Source organism: Oribacterium sp. NK2B42, assembly GCF_000424445.1.
Lineage (GTDB): Bacteria > Bacillota > Clostridia > Lachnospirales > Lachnospiraceae > Oribacterium.
This window is the reverse complement of the sequence record NZ_AUJX01000058.1, coordinates 1-18873: the sequence shown is the minus strand read 5'-3', so window position 1 is coordinate 18873 and position 18873 is coordinate 1. Positions and strand designations below refer to the sequence as shown.

General features: G+C 41.9%; 16 protein-coding genes, 1 tRNA gene and 2 pseudogenes. 5 read left to right on the top strand and 14 right to left on the bottom strand.

Annotation, left to right across the window (positions count from 1 at the left end; genetic code table 11):
* Positions 1 to 218, top strand: a pseudogene (locus G625_RS22880) (IS66 family transposase); the annotation flags it as partial.
* Positions 219 to 416: 198 nt separating this feature from the next.
* Here the strand turns inward: G625_RS22880 and G625_RS0113055 are convergent.
* Genes G625_RS0113055 through G625_RS19945 form a run of 3 tightly spaced genes read right to left on the bottom strand, consistent with a single transcriptional unit; the run spans position 417 to position 3219 of the window.
* Positions 417 to 1220: a YlmH/Sll1252 family protein gene (locus G625_RS0113055; protein ID WP_029201461.1), complete on the bottom strand. Its 804-nt coding sequence runs from the start codon at positions 1218 to 1220 to the stop codon at positions 417 to 419.
* Positions 1221 to 1223: 3 nt separating this feature from the next.
* Entirely contained in the window at positions 1224 to 2504 is a 1281-nt protein-coding gene (hflX, locus tag G625_RS0113050) for a GTPase HflX (protein WP_029201460.1), read from the bottom strand.
* Entirely contained in the window at positions 2494 to 3219 is a 726-nt protein-coding gene (locus tag G625_RS19945; RefSeq protein ID WP_044932710.1) for a TIGR01906 family membrane protein, read from the bottom strand. The genes hflX and G625_RS19945 overlap by 11 nt, the downstream gene beginning before the upstream one ends.
* A 258-nt stretch (positions 3220 to 3477) precedes the next feature.
* Here G625_RS19945 and G625_RS0113040 point away from each other — a divergent pair.
* Positions 3478 to 3551, top strand: a tRNA-Arg gene (locus G625_RS0113040).
* 161 nt (positions 3552 to 3712) lie between these two features.
* Here the strand turns inward: G625_RS0113040 and G625_RS0113035 are convergent.
* The 5 genes from G625_RS0113035 to G625_RS0113015 all read right to left on the bottom strand — a co-directional run bounded on the left by G625_RS0113035 (position 3713) and on the right by G625_RS0113015 (position 9224).
* Positions 3713 to 4591, bottom strand: a complete 879-nt coding sequence (locus G625_RS0113035) for an amino acid ABC transporter substrate-binding protein (protein WP_029201459.1) — start codon at positions 4589 to 4591, stop codon at positions 3713 to 3715.
* Between the two features lie 275 nt (positions 4592 to 4866).
* Complete coding sequence (gene tig / locus G625_RS19940; protein ID WP_049895902.1) at positions 4867 to 6234, bottom strand: trigger factor; 1368 nt, start codon at positions 6232 to 6234, stop codon at positions 4867 to 4869.
* Positions 6235 to 6266: 32 nt separating this feature from the next.
* Positions 6267 to 7658: an aminopeptidase gene (locus tag G625_RS0113025; RefSeq protein ID WP_029201458.1), complete on the bottom strand. Its 1392-nt coding sequence runs from the start codon at positions 7656 to 7658 to the stop codon at positions 6267 to 6269.
* Between the two features lie 224 nt (positions 7659 to 7882).
* On the bottom strand, positions 7883 to 8716 hold the full coding sequence (gene lepB / locus G625_RS19935; protein WP_084152903.1) for a signal peptidase I: 834 nt from the start codon (positions 8714 to 8716) through the stop codon (positions 7883 to 7885).
* Between the two features lie 187 nt (positions 8717 to 8903).
* Positions 8904 to 9224 (bottom strand): DUF3783 domain-containing protein, encoded by a 321-nt coding sequence (locus tag G625_RS0113015; RefSeq protein WP_029201457.1) that lies wholly within the window; start codon positions 9222 to 9224, stop codon positions 8904 to 8906.
* Positions 9225 to 9423: 199 nt separating this feature from the next.
* Between G625_RS0113015 and G625_RS0113010 the strand changes: the two genes are divergently transcribed.
* Positions 9424 to 10365: an alpha/beta fold hydrolase gene (locus G625_RS0113010; protein WP_029201456.1), complete on the top strand. Its 942-nt coding sequence runs from the start codon at positions 9424 to 9426 to the stop codon at positions 10363 to 10365.
* 168 nt (positions 10366 to 10533) lie between these two features.
* Positions 10534 to 11139 carry a bifunctional phosphoserine phosphatase/homoserine phosphotransferase ThrH gene (gene thrH, locus G625_RS0113005; protein ID WP_029201455.1) on the top strand — a complete coding sequence of 202 codons (606 nt, stop codon included), beginning with the start codon at positions 10534 to 10536 and terminating at the stop codon, positions 11137 to 11139.
* Between the two features lie 162 nt (positions 11140 to 11301).
* On the opposite strand, the gene G625_RS0113000 is transcribed toward thrH, so the two are convergent.
* The 3 genes from G625_RS0113000 to G625_RS19930 form a co-directional block, all read right to left on the bottom strand.
* Positions 11302 to 11682 (bottom strand): winged helix-turn-helix transcriptional regulator, encoded by a 381-nt coding sequence (locus G625_RS0113000; protein WP_029201454.1) that lies wholly within the window; start codon positions 11680 to 11682, stop codon positions 11302 to 11304.
* Positions 11683 to 12015: 333 nt separating this feature from the next.
* A complete protein-coding gene (pckA, locus tag G625_RS0112995; protein WP_029201453.1) occupies positions 12016 to 13629 on the bottom strand; it encodes a phosphoenolpyruvate carboxykinase (ATP) in 1614 nt (537 codons plus the stop codon).
* A 132-nt stretch (positions 13630 to 13761) separates the two neighbouring features.
* Complete coding sequence (locus G625_RS19930) at positions 13762 to 15261, bottom strand: glycosyl hydrolase family 28 protein (RefSeq protein ID WP_049895901.1); 1500 nt, start codon at positions 15259 to 15261, stop codon at positions 13762 to 13764.
* A 206-nt stretch (positions 15262 to 15467) separates the two neighbouring features.
* Here G625_RS19930 and G625_RS0112985 point away from each other — a divergent pair, with 206 nt between their 5' ends.
* The gene (locus G625_RS0112985; RefSeq protein WP_029201452.1) at positions 15468 to 16820 is read left to right on the top strand and encodes a PhoH family protein; all 1353 of its coding nucleotides are present in this window, start codon (positions 15468 to 15470) and stop codon (positions 16818 to 16820) included.
* Positions 16821 to 17272: 452 nt separating this feature from the next.
* Here the strand turns inward: G625_RS0112985 and G625_RS19925 are convergent, their stop codons facing one another.
* From G625_RS19925 to G625_RS22775, 3 genes and pseudogenes are all read right to left on the bottom strand, one after another.
* On the bottom strand, positions 17273 to 17893 hold the full coding sequence (locus G625_RS19925; RefSeq protein WP_198014898.1) for a Uma2 family endonuclease: 621 nt from the start codon (positions 17891 to 17893) through the stop codon (positions 17273 to 17275).
* A gap of 145 nt (positions 17894 to 18038) precedes the next feature.
* Complete coding sequence (locus G625_RS0112970; RefSeq protein ID WP_029201451.1) at positions 18039 to 18638, bottom strand: ABC transporter ATP-binding protein; 600 nt, start codon at positions 18636 to 18638, stop codon at positions 18039 to 18041.
* A gap of 50 nt (positions 18639 to 18688) precedes the next feature.
* Positions 18689 to 18873 (bottom strand): annotated as a pseudogene (locus tag G625_RS22775) (ABC transporter permease); the annotation flags it as partial.

Sequence of the window (18873 nt, the reverse complement as noted above, 5' to 3'; positions counted from 1 at the left end):
AACATCTTCTGTTTCTTCATAATGTCAATGTACCGAGCACAAACAACATAGCGGAGCGCTTTCTACGTGGCTACAAGCGCAAACAAGGGCAGGTGATGTCTTTCAGATGCTTTGATACAATAACGCATCATTGTGAAGGCAGGAGCGTGCTTGTTAAGATACGGCAAAATGAAGGAGCCAATGTGTTTGATGAAGTGACACAAAGATTTGACTCATAGTTGGCAGAACAGCCGACCCGTTATTACTGAGACTCAGTTTAACGGATCGGCTGTTTTACTACAAGTTCACCTGTGAACAGTAACCTTTGTGTGTTTGAAAGAACATTTTTTGCATGAATTGTATTTCAAATTCTCATTTATTTATAATTGTTTTTCAAACCACAATATTCTGAATTCAAATTTACGTTAATTCATATACTAGGAATAAACCCTGACGTTTGCATAAAAGCGCCCCTTCTTTGTCATGGTTCCCGTACTTTCAAAGATAAACTTACCATGACCTCTGACCGTCACACGGTCTCCGGGTTTCAAATTGTACCCGGGATCGGTCACTGTCTGCCCGTTGATAAATACATTTTCAGCTTTGATAACTTCCTGTGCTCTTCCTCTGGAGAGATGCCATACCATGGCAAGTACCGCATCTACTCTCTGTGAAGCAACAGATCCTGAAACCTCAGTGAATTTTGGCTGTACATCACACTCTGAGGGTGATACAAGCCCGCAGTCTACAGAGGTATGCTTAACCCGGGTAAGTTCTCTCGCCACGGTTTCCGCCATATCGCTTAAAACAAATATATAAGCTGAACTTCCATATACAAGAATGTCTCCTATCTTTTCTCTCTCAATCCCAAGATTCATAAGGGCTCCGAGAAAATCTCTGTGACTCAGATCGTCGGCAAACCTGTTATTTAAGGGCTTCACATGGATACATTTAATGATGTCTCCCGCTAAAGCTTCATTAACACTAAACTCCTCCGGTGACATATAGCCCGGAAGGAAACATATAACATTTCTATCCGCGTCTTCATGACCTCCGTATATAACGTAGGAGCTTCCGTTCAAAACATTGACCTTTGAAGATATCCCGCGGCTTTTTAAAATCCGGTAAAATGCAGCAAGATCTGATGCCGAGAGAAAATTGGTACATGTCAGATACTCATTGTTATAGGCTCTCTTGGAGAGATCGTCTATGCGACCTTCCAGTAAATTATCGTGTTCCATTAACTACTGTATGAACTCCTTATATCGCTTTATCATTTCCTGGTTGAGATCTGCGGTCATGTGTATCCCATCATCTTCATACTTCACAGAGATAACCCTTGATCTCTCCTGAAGATCATGTTCTACGCCGCCTTTTGTATATGGGATTATCAGTTCCATGGTGAGGTAATCGGAAAACAGCTTTTCATCTATTTTCTGAAGCAGAAGCTCGAGACCTATACCCTTTTCCGCAGAAATATAAATCTTATCTCCCCGGTCTATGGGAAGCTCATACTCAGGATATTTGCGGTCTGATTTATTCATTACGTAAATTACCGGGATATGACCTGCCTCCAGTTCCTTTAGGGTTTTGGCCGTAACGTCCATGTGCATCTGATAATTCTTGTCTGAATAATCTATAACCTCAAGTATAAGGTCAGCATTAACAGCCTCCTCCAGTGTGGAGCGAAAGGCATTGACCAGATCGTGGGGAAGGTCGTTTATAAAACCTACTGTATCTGACAGAAGGAAATCCCTATGTTCCGGTGGAGTTATCTTTCTAACTGTGGTATCCAGTGTGGCGAAAAGCATGTCCTTCACCATAACTTCTTTTTCTTCATCAGGACAATAAGTCTTTATCATTTTGTTAAGAAGTGTGGATTTTCCTGCATTGGTATAACCAACCAACGCAACCTGAGGTATTCCGGAAGTCATACGCTTACGGCGCTGTGTGTCCCGGTTTTGGCTGATCTCCCGAAGCTGTTTGCGAAGCTCCGACATCTGCTTTTCTATATGTCTTCTGTCAAGCTCGATCTGAGTCTCACCGGATCCCTTGTTGGACATGGAACCGCCGGTTCCTCCCTGTCTGCTGAGATTTTGGCGTAAACCCACAAGTCTCGGGAGCATATACTGAAGCTTTGCGTAGTCCACCTGCATTTTAGCTTCTCTTGTTCTGGCCCTGTCGGCAAAGATATTTAATATGAGGTTTGTACGGTCAATGACCTCAACCTCCAGGTCGTGGGCGAGATTTGCAAGCTGTGAAGGCGAAAGCTGGTTATTTACGATTACAAGGTCTGCTTCCATTTCCCACACCAGGGCCTTCAGCTCCTGAACCTTACCTGAACCTATATAATAGGCTGAATCCTGTGAATCCAGATTCTGGGTAATGTCAGCGATGACCAAAAGATTCTCAGCTTCGGCGAGCCCTTCCAGTTCTTTCATGGAGGTGTCAAAATCAGGATTATTGCCAATGCAGGCTCCCACAAGGATCGCTCTTTTTTTATCCAGTTCTTTATTATCTATCATTTTTATGTTTCCTTGTAAAAACTGTGATGATCATACTAAGTGCCATCACAACCAGTACCGATGCTATAAAGGTTAGCACAATCTTTAATGCACAATCCGAGAAGAAGCCCTCCGGCAGCATATTGATCATCCTGCTTTCCCTAGGATCAAACATCCAGTTTCCCTGACTGAAAAATATCTCGTGAAATATAGTGAAGTATTTAGTAAAATCTGTTGCCGCAAGAGCACCGATGAGTAAAACCACAGCCAGTATCCAGGCACATACTTTTATAAAACTTGTGCTTAGATAATACAGGGCTCCACCTGGTTTTGCCACAACTATGAGGTAACCTGCTATGGCAAGAGCTGTCAGGATGAAAATCGCTCTCAAAAATAAGCATTTAACAAACAGGACTCTGACATCCGCCATATGCGAAGCTTCATCTTCATTATAGAAAAAAGCCGGTTGGCCGTTTATAGTGGTTTCTATAATGAGGTTCTCCCTGTCTCCCCTCAGATATACCATGGTCTGATCCAGTACATGACACATATCATCGAGACTCATGGTCTCCCCCATCCAGGCTTCAAGGCTTCCCGTTACATCATATTTAATGAATTCATTCCGGAAAAAGTCCGGTGAACCGTAACAAGCAACTTCAAAGCTGGTAACAAATATGATAAATAACAGCATGACCGAAAAGATCATGCCGAGTATATTTCGGTACAATGCTTTCATCTTTTAAACTCCCGCTATTTTGGTATATTTAACCGGTAATCAAGCTGCCACCGATATAGAAACAGCGCAACAATTCATTCGCTGGACCATGGAACGGATTTATTTGTTCATCCGGTGAACCATGGAACGGAGTTGGTTGTTCATCCGGTGAACTATTACAAAATAGCTGAGAAATAGTTTACCATGAATGACCTTTTTGTTGAACTGAAATGTTATTTATGCTAAGATAAAGTGCCTGGAAAAATAGTTTCAGGATGTGTTTCTGTAGCTCAGCAGGATAGAGCGTTCGCCTCCTAAGCGAAAGGTCGTGCGTTCGAATCGCATCAGGAACATCTTACGGAGAAGCGTTTATCGCTTCTCTTTTTTTGTTTAAAGCCGTCACGCGGTGTTGTGCATATACAAACAAACATGTGACGGGTTTATAGGAGCAATAAAAACCGGAAGCATTACTTTCTAAGTAACGCCTCCGGTATACTAAACTTTTTAATCTGTATTACTTTAATGTAAATACATTTGAACCGAACCACTCATTGGAGATCTTCTCTACGGTTCCGTCTGCTGACATTTCCATGAGTACATCCTTTACTGCCTGAGCCAGTGCATCGTCACCCTTCTTGAATCCGATTCCGTACTCCTCTGCTGCAAGAGTATCATCAAGGATCTTCATATTCTTGCCTGATGACTTGATCTGATATCCTGCTACGATACTATCCATACAAACTGCATCACAGGCACCTGACTCAAGGTCCATAAGAGCTGTATTGTAATCCGCTACCTCTGTAAGAGAACCTAAGGATGCAAGAAGATCAGCATTATCATTGATCGCATTAAGTCCTGAGCTGTCCTTCTGAACCTCTACAGCCTTTCCTGCAAGATCGGTCTGTGATGCGATATCTGAATCAGCATTAACTACAAATACCTGATTGTTTGCCATATAAGGACCAACCCATGTATAGGAATCTTCTCTTCCCTGCATTGTGAAGCCGTTCCATATACAATCGATATTTCCTGACTCAAGCTCCATATCCTTTGCATCCCAGTTGATAGGCTGTGGAACGTACTCAAGTCCTAAACGCTTTGCAACCTCCTGTGCGAGAACGAGATCGAAACCTGTATACTCACCATTATCGCCAACGAATCCCATAGGAGGGAACTCCTGGTCAAAACCAACTGTAAATTTTCCTGTTGCAGTTGTTACTGCTTCTCCCTGCTCTCCTGCTGCTTCAGTGGCTGCCTCTGTTTCTGCAGCTGCCTCTGTTGCAGCAGCTGTTGTTGCTGCTGCAGTTGTCTCTGCCGGCTTACTTGAGCCGCAGGCAGTTAATGCGCTCATTGCTACGATTCCTGAGATTAATAATGCAAGATTCTTTTTCATTTTTCCTCCTCGATCTATGGTAACATTACCACCGGGGCAAAATATCTTCACTGATGGATCGTTCCCAAAAGATCATCAAACTTTTTATAATTCAACACTCTACCACGCTAAAGTGTCAATGTCAATAGAATAGGATGAGAATCTCTTCCCATCCTATGTCAATCACCATAACAGTTCAGTCTGTGGTTCTCTGCTTAGACCCCGGATGAACTGTTACCAATTACCTGATATTTCAAGTACAGCCGGATTAAATAATTATTTCCGATGGCTTTCAATTACTTTGCAGCGCTCTCGCTTTCAGCCTCTGTTTCCTCATCTGCGGGTGCTGTGTAGACTTCTTCAAACTTCTTTGTCTTGAATCCGCCTTCTCCCTGAAGATCATTACCTGCCTTTGTCTCCTCCACGGTTTCTTCTTCAGTCTCCTCCTGAGCCTCTGTAGCAGCTTCTGTCTCTTCGGCTGTTTCTTCCTTTTCTACAATCTTAACATTATCCTGGATATACTGAAGAACTGCATTATTTACGGCTTCTTCCTTCACAGCATCTCCGCCGTACTGCTCAATAAGCATTACCTTATTGACCTTCTGACCTGAAATACCGCTTATCTCTTCTGCAAGCTTATCTATAAGTTCGTCTGAAGCTTTGATACCCTGCTCTTCAGCGATTGTTGCCACAACTATTCTCTGGGATGCATAATCTGCTGCAAAACCTGCCATTTCTTCCTTGAACTCATCCACTGACATACCATACATATCAAGCATATTTGCAAGAGTATATCCATATCTGGAAGCTGTATCGATCTCAGATTTGATCACATATGCCTCAGCGTAATCCTTCATGGCATCAGATATTCCGATTTCTGAATTATCAACAATCTGCTGAAGTGCTTCTGTACGTACATTACTGTTGTATGAATAATCCACCTGAGCCTGAAGAAGTGCTTTCTGCTCATCTCTGAATTCAGCGACTGTCTTTGCTTCTGTCTCCAAATCTTCAGCATGCTTCTTAAGCCACTCGTCTGTAAGTTCAGGAGTTCTTGAAACCGTATTAACGGTTACAGCGAACTCAGCATCCTTGCCCTGAAGGTCTGCATTACCATAATCCTCAGGGAATGTTACCTTAACAATAACCTTCTCTCCCTTTTTAGCTCCGATAAGCTGATCCTCATAACCCGGGATAAATGTACCGGATCCAAGAGTAAGGTTGTAGCCTGTTGCTGATCCACCGTCAAATTCAACGCCATCTATGGTTCCCACATAATCAATGTTTACTGTATCACCATCTTTGGCTGCTTCATCAACTTCATCCTTGTGGGAAGATAAAAGGCTGTTTATCTGAGCATCTATCATTTCATCATCCACAACCTGCTTTGGTGTTGTTTCCACAGTGAGGGTGCTTAAATCCGCCATCTTGATATAACCCATATCCTTTACGTCAGGCATTTCAGGTACTTCGGTATTCTCAAGCTTCTCAACCTCAGGATCTACAGACTCTGCTGCAACGGTTGATTCGGTTGCTGTTTCTCCGGCAGCAGCTGTTGTCTCTGCAGCCGTTGTAGCTTCCGGAGTACTGTTTGAGTTACATGCAGCCATGGACACAGCTGTTAATGCAGCAACTGCTGTAATTAAAATCTTGTTTTTCTTCATAATTTGATTATCTCCTCTTTTTTTAACTGTTTTTATTTATTAAATGCAACAAATGCTTTGTAGGTGTAATATACATCAAGCTTTGAAGTAATCTCAAAAGGTGCATGCATCGAAAGGACCGGTACACCAAGGTCTACTGTATCCACATCCATATTTGCAATGTACTTGGCGATGGTTCCGCCGCCACCTGCATCTACCTTTCCGAGTTCACCGATCTGCCAGAGAACCTCATCCTCTTCCATCAGCTTGATAACCTTATACATGGTCTCGGCAGAAGCATCGTTTGAAGAAGACTTGCCTCTTGATCCTGTGTACTTTGTAAGCACCGGACCCTTGTTGAGATAGGACGCATTGTTGGACTCAAATACATCCGGGAAGGTTGGATCAAATGCCGCATTAACATCAGCTGAAAGACAAAGTGAATTTCTAAGTACATCCCTTACTCTTTCACCCTCAGCCTCAACCAGATCCTCCATGTAGTGAAGAAGCATATCACTTTCCATACCGGTAACGCCGGTTGATCCGATCTCTTCCTTATCAACAAGTACGGTTACGGTTGTATGCTTTGGCTTTTTGCATTCAAACTCTGCCATAAGTGCAGTATAAGCACATACTTTGTCATCCTGTCCGTAAGCTCCCACAAGAGAGCGGTCCAGACCTACATCCACAGCATGCTGTGCAGGAACCATGGTTAACTCTGCTCTTAAGAAGTCTTCCTCTGTCATTCCGTATTTTTCATTAAGGATTGAAAGGATCTTTAACTTAAATGCCTTTTTAACTTCCTTGTCCGGAACAGGTGTAGAACCAAGGATGATATTGAGTTCTTCTCCCTTTAAGCCCTCGGAAAGCTTTCTCTGATTCTGCTGCTGTGAAAGATGAGGAAGCAGATCCGAAACCACAAATACAGGATCTCCGGGATTCTCTCCTATATTAAGATCTATTGCACTGCCATCCTTTAACATTACACGACCATGGATCGCAAGTGGTGTTACTCCCCACTGATATTTCTTGATACCACCATAGTAATGTGTCTTAAAGAATGAGATCTCATCCTTTTCATAAAGCGGATTAGGCTTAAGATCAAGTCTCGGAGAATCTATATGTGCAATATTAAAATGAACTCCGTCGATAAGTGGCTTCTTACCGAAGGTTGTCAGGATAATGTTTTTGCCTCTGTTGTTGTAGTATACCTTATCTCCGGTTTTATACCTTTTGTTTCTCTCAAAAGGCTTGTAACCATATTTCTCCGCAAGTTCAAGAGAATATCTTACTGCTTCTCTTTCAATTTTTGCATTATCAAGGAATACCTTGTAGCCCTCGCAGAATTCATTGGCCTTTTCCACATCCTCCGGACGTTCCATGCCTATGTTTTTGATCTTGTAACAAAGCTTTTCCTCAAGCTTCTGTCCTTCTGATTTTGACATATCAACTTTCCTCTCTGTTTTTTTATATATAATAACTCTTATTTAAAAGATCATTACCTGTGTATTGATACGGCAATCCACTGTGATTTAGCATTTTAATCGCTTTATGTGTATAAAATGTGAAAAAGGGCTCAGCATCTGCCGCCCCTTTCACATTAGCTAAATATCACGATATTACTGCTAATCATGGGATACAAATCACCACATTGGCTGATTTTGCCATTTTACTTTACAAATCCCATATCACTGAATGGCCAGTACTTAAAGTAAACTTTAGCCAGCATCCTGTCTCTTGCTACCATATTGTAGTCACCCCAGAACCGGGCATCCATTGAATTATTTCTGTTATCTCCAAGCATATAGTAGTGGCCTTCGGGAACAACCACATCCACTTCCGGGAATTGTCTTCCGTCTACGATCATAGGCTCAGGCAGATACACCTCTTCCTTTGCCTCACCGTTTACATAAACCGTTCCTACCGGTACCTGAGGCGTAGTGCCGTCTGCATTAACACCTATTTCAATGTTATGGAACTCTGAAGCATCAGCCATTCCGGTCTGTTTTATCTCGATGTGATCACCGGGCATACCGATGACTCTCTTAACATAATAAACTACAGAATTGGCCGTATCTTCTCTTCCGCATTTCGGACAGGCATGGTTTGAATTTTCCCTGTACATCTGCCCGTCATTCTTACAGGTATATCCGTAGATAAATATGGCGATATCATCCCTGTGTACTTCTCCGAAGGTATACTCCAGTCTTGAACCGAAGACACGGGCACCCGGCATTATGGTGTTTTCCATGGAGCCTGTAGGTATGGTTGAATTGGCAATGATAAAGTTGTTAATTCCAAATGCCAGAACCGCAGCTACCGCCAGAACCTTTATCCAGTCAAGTATCTCTGAAAGCGCGGATTTACCGGTTTCACCTTTCTTTTTTTTGTCATTGCCCTCTTCGTTTTCTACCGTTGACGTATCTTCCGAAAACTCTTTTTCCGAAGTATCTTCAAGGTTTTTATCATCTTTATCTGTAATCTCAAAAAAGTTATCTTCCATGGTTCTCCTAATCTGTTAATGCTGTTTTTTGAGCCTTAATATCTGACACACAGATGCACATCTAACCGGCTCATATGTTAATAGATTTTTTAGCTGTAATATCCTTTATGCAGTGCCTGTCTAAACGGTCCTGTCTATCTTCCCATTGAAAGTTCGCGTTAAAGTTTAACAGACATGATTTATAAATTCAATCTGTCCTTTTCTTCTGCATAGCTTCATGTTCAGCTTTTATTTCTTCATACAGCTTATCTATAGCCCAGTCTTTATTGGTTTCTGTCTCAATACATTTATAGTCGACTCTTAACCCTTTTTTTCTTAGCTCAGCAAGAAAATCCGTCATGGAAACTCTGTCCATCCCCTTCATTATCAGGATTTCCGCATCCTCGGGAAGAGACTCGCACTCCTCCTCTGTGACACTTTCGAGTTTTATCTTTTTAAGCAATGCTATGGATTTGACTTTTGTCACTTTATCTTTACTCTTTTTATTGATATACCTGATACTCTTCATCGATTCTCTTTCCCGGGAAAAATAAAAATTTTCACTTATTTTAATGCATAATTCTTTACTTAATCACTTAGTCCATTTTACAATATCCTAAATTTATAAAATACTGTTTTTTGTCGGTAAATTGATTAATATATAATTATTTGATATAGTTATATGTGACTGTTATAACTTTTAAGCAATATGCTCAGCAGGTAATGATATGGAAAGACGAGAATGGTACACTCCATCTTCCAATGGTGATGGAAAGATTTATAACTGTTTATACCGAAATGAAAAGCTGGAACAGAAAGCGATCATGGTTATAGTTCACGGAATGCAAAGCCATAGCGGACGTTACCTTTCCTGGACTGAAGAACTGACAGGTTTAGGCTACACAGTCGCTATGCTCGATCTTCAGGGGCACGGAAAATCCCAAAATCATGCCGGAAGCTTCGGTCCATCCCACGGATGGGAATACCTGCTCCATGATATCAGACGACTGATCCTTAAAGTTAAAAAATGGTTCCCGGAGCTTCCCGTTATACTTTTTGGACATTCCATGGGTTCATTTGCAGTACGTTCCTATGTTACGAAATTCCCAAAGGACGTAGACGCACTTATCCTCAGCGGAACAGGAGGATTCAGTTATTCTTTCTACTCTGCTTTGGGAGTATTGTCAGCTGACCTTAAGCTCCATGATCACATGACCCCCGCAACCAAATACGGAGAATTCATGACCTATCTTTTCAATAAAGATATAGTGAATCCTGTTAATGCCGGCGCCTGGTGCTGTACCGATGAAGAAATCTGTAAACAACACGCTGCAGATCCTCTTTCGGTCCGCTTCACTATAGGTGCCTACTATGAAATGGTCAAAGGCATTATTTCCGTAAGAGAAGACAAGTGGGCTTCGAGTGTCCCTTTGATACCTATCTACATTTTCTCAGGCGGAGCCGATCCTGTAGGTGAATACGGAAGAGGTCCGGCTTCAGTTTACGCCTGGCTTCATGCCACCGGTCACGATGTATCTTTACGGATATATCCAAGGAAGCGGCACGAGATGATCTGGGAAACCAATAAAGAAGAAGTTCATGATAATATCTATAAATGGATCGACAGTAAGCTGCCTAAGATCAGGCGATCAAAAACCATGGGCAATTGATCCCCTTATTTTCTTAGAGGTTTATAAATAAAGCCGGATGAATGAATATTATTCTCTCATCTATTAAGGCTGTTTTTGGAGCCTTAATAGATGACACACAGATGCACATCTGACCGGCTAATCTTATAATGTTGCTAAATTTTTTATATATAACACGAGGGAGGCATTATGTATATCACCTGTTTAGACGTTGAGGGCGTACTTGTACCTGAAATCTGGATTGCTTTTTCGGAAGCCAGCGGAATTCCTGAGTTGAAAAGGACCACCAGAGATGAACCCGATTATGACAAGCTTATGAGATGGAGACTTGGGATCTTAAAGGAACATGGTCTGGGACTGAAAGAAATTCAGGATGTTATAGCAACCATTGATCCGCTTCCGGGAGCAAAAGATTTCCTCGATGAGCTTCGTTCCTTCTCACAGGTGATACTTATCTCCGATACCTTTGAGCAGTTTGCTTCTCCTCTTATGAAGAAACTTGGCAATCCGACTCTCTTCTGCAATACTCTTGAAGTAGCTCCAAGCGGAGAGATCACCGATTTTAAGATGCGATGTGAAAAGTCCAAGCTCACGACAGTTAAGGCCCTTCAGTCCATAGGCTACGATACCATAGCTTCCGGTGACAGTTTTAATGACCTCGGTATGATCCAGGCATCAAAGGCCGGATTCCTTTTCAGAAGCACGGAAAAGATCAAGGCCGATCACCCGGAGCTTCCAGCATATGAGGAGTACAGTGATCTTCTCAGAGCTATACGCGATGCCATGAAAAACTGAATAGATCCTAACTGAAAAGCTTCAATATTCATTCTACGATTAAAAAGCCTGCCGGCATGGCACACATGCACTGACAGGCTTTTAATCTTTGATACTCTTACTATTCCCTTCTGTATTTATAATTGTGAAAACAACATAAAGCAAAATATTGTATATTCCGTTTTATGTTGTCTTGTTCTTCTGCTTCATCATGTGGTTCTCGCCCCAGGCTGAGAATTCGTCCAGTATCACGATCATTGACTGGCCATCCTTTGTCAGTGAGTACTCTACCTTTGGCGGTATCTGAGCATACTCCTTTCGGTTTATAAGTCCGGCAGATTCAAGCTCTTTCAGATTTCTGCTTAATGTTTTATAGGATATGTCATGTATATACCTCTGTAGCTCATTAAACCTTACTGTGGGATAAACAGACAATGTATACAGAATCGGCATTTTAAATTTTCCCGATATCAATGATAAAGCATATTCAAATCCGGTATTGGGATTTGCCAGTTTCTCCTTTATACTGACTCTTTTTTTCTTTTCTTCAACAACTTCAGACATACATCCCCCTCATAATACGGTTGAATCACAAACTTTTTTAATATGCAAATACAACCATAAATCACGTTCATCATTTTTAACTATTTTATCACTTTTTTAGATTCCCGGGCAACAACCCTTTTTAACCGGGAAACGGGGAATAAGCCTTCTTCGTAATGATTTTATTGCAATAGAGTAGAGAAATACGCCCTGCTCGATTCCTCGTTTGTCATCACATGTGTTTTTTATACAAGCGCAACTCACATGTGACGGCCTTATCGCGTAAAAAAAAGAGGTGAATGCTTACTGCACTCACCTCTCAAAAATCATTTATTGATTTTTCTCATCAGAGAATCAAAGCTGAGGACCTGCCTTAACAAGTGCCTTACCGGCCTCATTGCCCTGATACTTTACAAAGTTCTTCTGGAATCTCTCTGCAAGATCCTTTGCCTTTGCTTCCCACTCAGAAGCATCAGCATATGTATCACGAGGATCAAGGATACCTGTATCAACACCCGGAAGCTCTGTAGGAACCTCGAAATCAAAGTAAGGAATCTTCTTTGTAGGAGCCTTGAGAACATCACCGTTAAGGATAGCATCGATGATTCCACGTGTATCCTTGATAGAGATTCTCTTTCCTGTTCCGTTCCAGCCTGTGTTTACAAGATATGCCTTTGCACCGGACTTCTCCATCTTCTTAACGAGCTCCTGAGCATACTTTGTAGGATGAAGCTCAAGGAATGCCTGTCCGAAGCAAGCTGAGAATGTAGGAGTAGGCTCTGTGATACCACGCTCTGTTCCTGCAAGCTTAGCTGTGAAACCTGAAAGGAAGTAGTACTGTGTCTGCTCCGGTGTAAGGATAGATACAGGAGGAAGTACTCCGAATGCATCTGCTGAAAGGAAGATAACATTATCAGCCTGAGGACCTGCAGATACAGGATTTACTTTCTTAACATTCTTCTCGATGAAATCGATAGGATATGAAACACGTGTATTCTCAGTAACGCTCTTATCTGAGAAATCAAGCTTTCCGTCTTCGGAAACTGTTACGTTCTCAAGAAGAGCATTTCTCTTGATAGCATTGTAGATATCAGGCTCAGCCTCTGCATCAAGGTTGATAACCTTAGCATAGCATCCGCCCTCAAGGTTAAATACACCGTTGTCATCCCAGCCGTGCTCATCATCACCGATGAGAAGTCTCTTAGGATCTGTTGAAAGTGTTGTCTTACCTGTTCCTGAAAGACCGAAGAAAATAGCTGTGTGCTCACCGTTCATATCTGTGTTTGCTGAGCAGTGCATTGAAGCCATTCCCTTAAGAGGAAGGAAGTAGTTCATCATTGAGAACATACCCTTCTTCATCTCTCCGCCGTACCAGGTGTTGAGGATTACCTGCTCCTTGCTGGAAACATTGAAAGCTACGCAGGTCTCAGAATTAAGACCAAGCTCCTTGAAGTTCTCAACCTTAGCCTTTGAAGCTGTGTAAACGATGAAATCAGGCTCGAAAGCTGCCTCTTCCTCAGCTGTAGGAGCGATGAACATGTTCTTTACGAAATGTGCCTGCCAAGCAACCTCCATGATGAAACGTACTGCCATACGTGAATCCTTGTTGGCTCCGCAGAAAGCATCAACTACAAAGAGTCTCTTGTTTGAAAGCTCCTTCTTGGCAAGATCCTTAACGATAGCCCATGTATCCTCTGTCATCGGGTGGTTATCATTCTTATACTCATCTGTTGTCCACCATACAGTGTCCTTTGAATTCTCATCCATTACGATGTACTTATCTTTAGGTGAACGTCCTGTATAAATACCTGTGAAAACATCTACAGCGCCGAGCTCTGTATCATGTCCTACCTCATATCCCTCGAGGCATTCCTTTTTCTCTTCCTTGTAGAGATCCTCATAAGATGGGTTATACACAATTTCTGTTGTGCCGATAATGCCATACTTTGTTAAATCAATCTTTGCCATTTCTGTTTCTACCTCTTTCTCTTAGTTTAGTGCCAGTAATCCATTGTGGGTTTATACTGCCATATATACCCGCGTATTATTATACACTATTCGTTTTTAATGTCACTATCATTAATCTAATTTTTAACAATTTCAGCCCATTTCAGTGTTTATGTTATTCATGTGGATATTGCTTGTATTCTTAAGTGATATACCTGAGTCATTAAAGATGTTAATGTTATCAAAATATATGTCACTCATTACTCCCTTCATATCACTGAAGCCTTCGATTTCTATTGCGTTACAGCCTATCCTCTTATCGTCTTCATCGAGATACTTGCCGATAATGTTTACATTATTGAAATGACAGTCACTTATTTTGGGATTTGAACCTGCCGGTTCACCGTCATCGTTATATTCGACGCCATGTATAAGAATCCGTGAAAAACCCGAATCTCTTACACTTATATTCTTTACATAGCCTCCTCTTTTTCTCGTTGTCTTTATTTCAAAGCCGTTTGAGCTGTTAGTGATATCACAATCCCAGATTTCGATATTTTCTATTCCGCCGGACATTTCCGATCCGATTATGATACCGTGTCCAAACTCACTTATGCAGTCAAAGATGCTGATGTTCCTGGTTGGAATATTAATGATATTTCCTTCGGGATTCTTTCCGGATTTAATGGCTATGGCATCATCCCCGGTATAAAACCTGCAGCCAAAAATCACAGAATCTCGGCTGGAATCCGGATCCCAGCCGTCACCGTTCCAGACATCCTTTGAGTAGAATTCACAGTTATCGGTTACAACATTCTCACTGTAGATCATATGTACATTCCAGGAGGCTCCGTTCTTTAATTGAAGCCCTGAAATCCTGACATTTTTGGAATTGGAAATGTTTATAAGCCTGGGTCTTGCTCTTCCCGGCAATGTTTCTGCTTTCTCATATTCGTCCAGATTGATATTTTCCAAATCCAGACTTTTCTTCTCTTCATTAATAACATTCTCCGCAAGGGCTTTTCCTCCGCTCTCTATAGTCCCTTCACCGAATATCAGTACATTTTCACAGTTTGTATCTGAGCTGTGATCCATGGTTCCCATATTTATAAGGCTTGAGTAGCAGAGCATTTCGATACCCTCGAATCTGCTGGGTATCTTCGGAAGATAATCCCTTGGATTATCAGTTCCCCTTATCACTGCTCCTTTTTCAAGATATATCTCCATATTGCTGTGAAGATGCAGGGCTCCTGTCATATATACGCCCTCGGGTATATATATCTGTGCCTTTTCGTCTGCTGCATCAATGGCCATCTGAAGTGCTTTGGTATTCATGGTCTCACCGTCACCGACAGCATTGAAGGGAGCTTTAGTTACATTGATGATCTTCTTTTCCTTATTGGTTACAAAGCTTACCTTGTCTATTTTTTGATATTTACCCTGTTTTTTATCTGTAACATACTCAACCTTAATCTTGTACTTATGATTGGGTTTAAGCTTATCTACCGTGAAATGTGTCTTATCCGTTTCCCCACGAAGATCTCCATCCAGATACACTTTATATCTGACAAAATCCGCAGCATCCAGTGGCTTATACCAAAATACTGTTACCGTGTTTGCTGTTACTAATGTATAGAGCTTGTTTTCTTTCATAATGCCTCGCTTATTCCGGCTGCTTTCCTGCTTCTGATAGCTACTTCATGAACGTAACACCTGAGACGTTTCCGGTCAATGAACTTTTAAAGAAACAATTAAAAATTGTAAACCGAATTTTATAAATATTCTATAAATCAGACACAACAAGTTGTATACTATAGGTATTACAAATCCCAAGATATAGTAGATATCGGAGGTGCCATATGATCAAGAAGTTTTTACTGGACACGAACATTTTGCTCGAGAATCCTCACTCCATGGTGGACGGATTTGCGGACAACCACGTGATTCTTTGCGGGACAACTCTTCAGGAGCTTGACAAAAAGAAGACCGTGGGCGGCGAGGTCGGTTACAATGCCCGCGAGTGCTGCAGGATTCTTGACGAACTTCGTATGCAGGGCAATCTTTTGAAGGGTATCAAGCTTCCTAACGGCGGAAAGCTGTCCATCGAGCCGGACGGAGTCAAGAGCGAGTACCTTCCGGAAGGCTTTTCACTGGAGGTTCCCGATAACCGTATCATTTCCAGCTGCATTCACATCATGCGAAACTCCAAGCGCACTCCGGTCATCCTTGTTACCAATGATATCTCCATGCGTATCAATGCCACCATCTGCGGAGTAAAGGTGGAAGGCTATAAGAACAGCATTATCAAAACCAGCGGCTACACCGGACATATCGATCTGGACGTACCCACAGAGTATATCAACTCATTATATGCCGACAAATCTCTGATCCTTCCCGAGGACATTTCTGATACTCTTCTTGCCAATGAATTCGTAACTCTTCACGCAGGAAAGCAGTCGGCTCTTTCGGTTTTCCGTAATGGAAAGCTTAATCTTATTAAAGAACAAACTCTTTTCGGAGGCATTAAGCCCAAAAATGCCATGCAGAAGTATGCAATGTGGGCTCTTACGGCTCCGGCTGAGGAAATTCCTCTTGTTATTCTTCTGGGACCTGCAGGCTGTGCCAAGACCTTCCTTTCTCTGGCTGCCGGTCTTGACGGAACCTACCAGACCCAGAGAAGAAGCGACAGCGAGTACATTAAGCTCCTGATATCAAGACCTACAGCTCAGAGCTTCGAGGATATCGGTTATCTACCTGGTGATCTTAATGATAAGCTTTTCAATCTTTACCAGAGCTTTTATGACAACATCGAGGTGCTGTTGTCAGGAAACAGCCGGGATATGGAGGATCATCAGCAGGTTCAGACTCAGATGCAGGATATGTTTGATGATGGTGTTATCGAGGTTTGCGGTCTCAACTTTATCCGCGGCCGCTCACTTATGAATACTTATATGATCTGCGATGAGGCTCAGAATGCTTCCCGCACCATGATCCGCGATGTTATAACCCGTGCCGGCATCGGTACAAAGCTTGTTATCGCCGGTGACCCGAGTCAAATCGATGTGCCTACTCTTGATAAACGTAACAATGGCCTTGTTTATGCTGCAGAACACATGAAGGGTTCACCTCTTTGTGCCATTATCCAGTTCGATTCCGGTTCCAGCGTCCGTTCACCTCTTGCCAAGGAAGCTATTCAGTGCATGAAGGGTTAAAAAATATTAAAGAGGGGAGAATTTGATACATCAAATTCTCCCCTCTTAATTGTTTTAATGACAAAAGAGTACATTCCCCTGTTGAGTTTATACTTTCTTTATTTTCTGTTTATTTTTTATCCACAATTTTACCCTTTTTATCCATTTATTTCATGCGGTTTTTCTGGTTAATTTTCGAAAAAACTCTTCTTGAAACGAAATAAATCGCCGGATTTCCACATTTTTTCGTTTGGATTCCCCTATTATGTGGATTTTTATCCCCATAATTATTATCTAAGTAAATAATTCCTTGTATTTCAGCATCTTCTCTATTTTCTTTTCTATCATAGTTTTACTCTTTCCACCTTGTTCTCTTTTCGCGACCATATGACTAATTTCACTCAGTCCAAAAAAGGGTTTTGACGTTTGGAAATGTTTTTTATCCATCTCCTTCTTGTCAAAACCCTAAGGCTTCAATTTAAATTTTTCCCGGCAGCCTTTTTCTCCTTTACCTTCCTGGCAAATTCCGCTGCTTCATAAAATTTCTTTACCTTTTCCTCAAGCTCTTTAAAGTCCAGCTTTAGTCCTGTCATAATGTTTTCTGCCGGCACTTCATCGTTAAAGCTGTAGAATTTCGGAAGTGTTATCTCCTGAAAGTCATAAATCATCAGATTCTTATGCTCCACATCCACGATCCAGTACTCACGAACTCCGGCTTCCTTATATTTCAAAAGCTTAAGATAGAGATCCCTTTTTCGATCTTCCAGGTCACTTCCCAAAAACTCTATGGTAACTCTGGGAGCACCTTCAACAAACTCCCCTCCGGCGACCTGTTCCTCATCCTTCACAACGCAAATATCGGGAACTATGACGGTTTTATCATCCTTATCAAGCCTCACACCAACAAACATGAAGGGTCTTCCGTACTCTTCACCCTCACTGCAAGCCTTATTGATCATGCCGTAAAGATTCCTGAGGTAGATTCCGTAAACAGGAAGATAGGACTTCATTTTGTATATGTATCCGTCGATGAGCTCTGTCCTATCCTCTCTTTTCTGATTATCTTCTATTGTATAAGGTCCGATGTCGTACATTTTCCTCATCTCCATAACAGTAAAAGCTCCCATATCCTCTTAATCCTGTCATATGTGTATTTAGAATCAACTCTATGCAAATGTCGATTTCAACATCTTCCATATCCTATTATCTTTAATTATGCAGGGAGACCATACACCAATTCTACACTAATGCCAGTTCCCGCATCTTCGGAAGTCCTTCCGTATCATGGCTTGCCATGATAAGCGGTCTTCTGCCTTTGTTTTCCATGATATACCTTATCACTCTGTCCCTGGTTTCAGGATCAAGGCCTGTCAGTGGCTCATCCATAATGAGAAGATCCGAAGCAGGAAGCATAGCTCTTACGATAGCGACTCGTCTCTGCATTCCACCGGACAGCTCTCTTACGGGTTTGTCCAATGCCTCTTCTTCCAGAACCTTTTTGAGTTCCTCTACTGCTCTTGTCCGGGAGATCATGGAATCCACGCAGGTAACATTTTCCACTGCGGAAAACTGCTCCAAAAGCCTGTTTTCCTGGAAAACCATACCTATGCGGAGTTTTTTTCCGCCACCGGCAGCTTCTCCCATTGTGATTTCGATACTTCCGCTGTCAGAATTCTCAATTCCTGCCATGATCCGTAACAGGGTGGTCTTACCGATTCCGGAGGGTCCTTTCAGAAGAACATCTCTCGAATCCGATACCGTATCAATAGACAGATTTATCCGGTCCAGAACCTTCTTTCCGTCATATATTTTTGTAATGTCCTTGAACTGAATCAGCACGGTTTTTACCTCACCATCACAACTACATTCAAATTGAATAAACCATCACACTATGCTTTAATACATTTTCTAAGAACAGCAAGCATCAGTTTCTCAAGAATCAATGCTGTCAGTATGATGGTTATGGTCCAGGCAAAAAGATCAGCCGTTTCAAGATATATTTTTGACTGATACAGTCCGTTTCCCACGGATCCCAGCGGCTGCCCGATAACCTCTGCAGCAACACCGCTTTTCC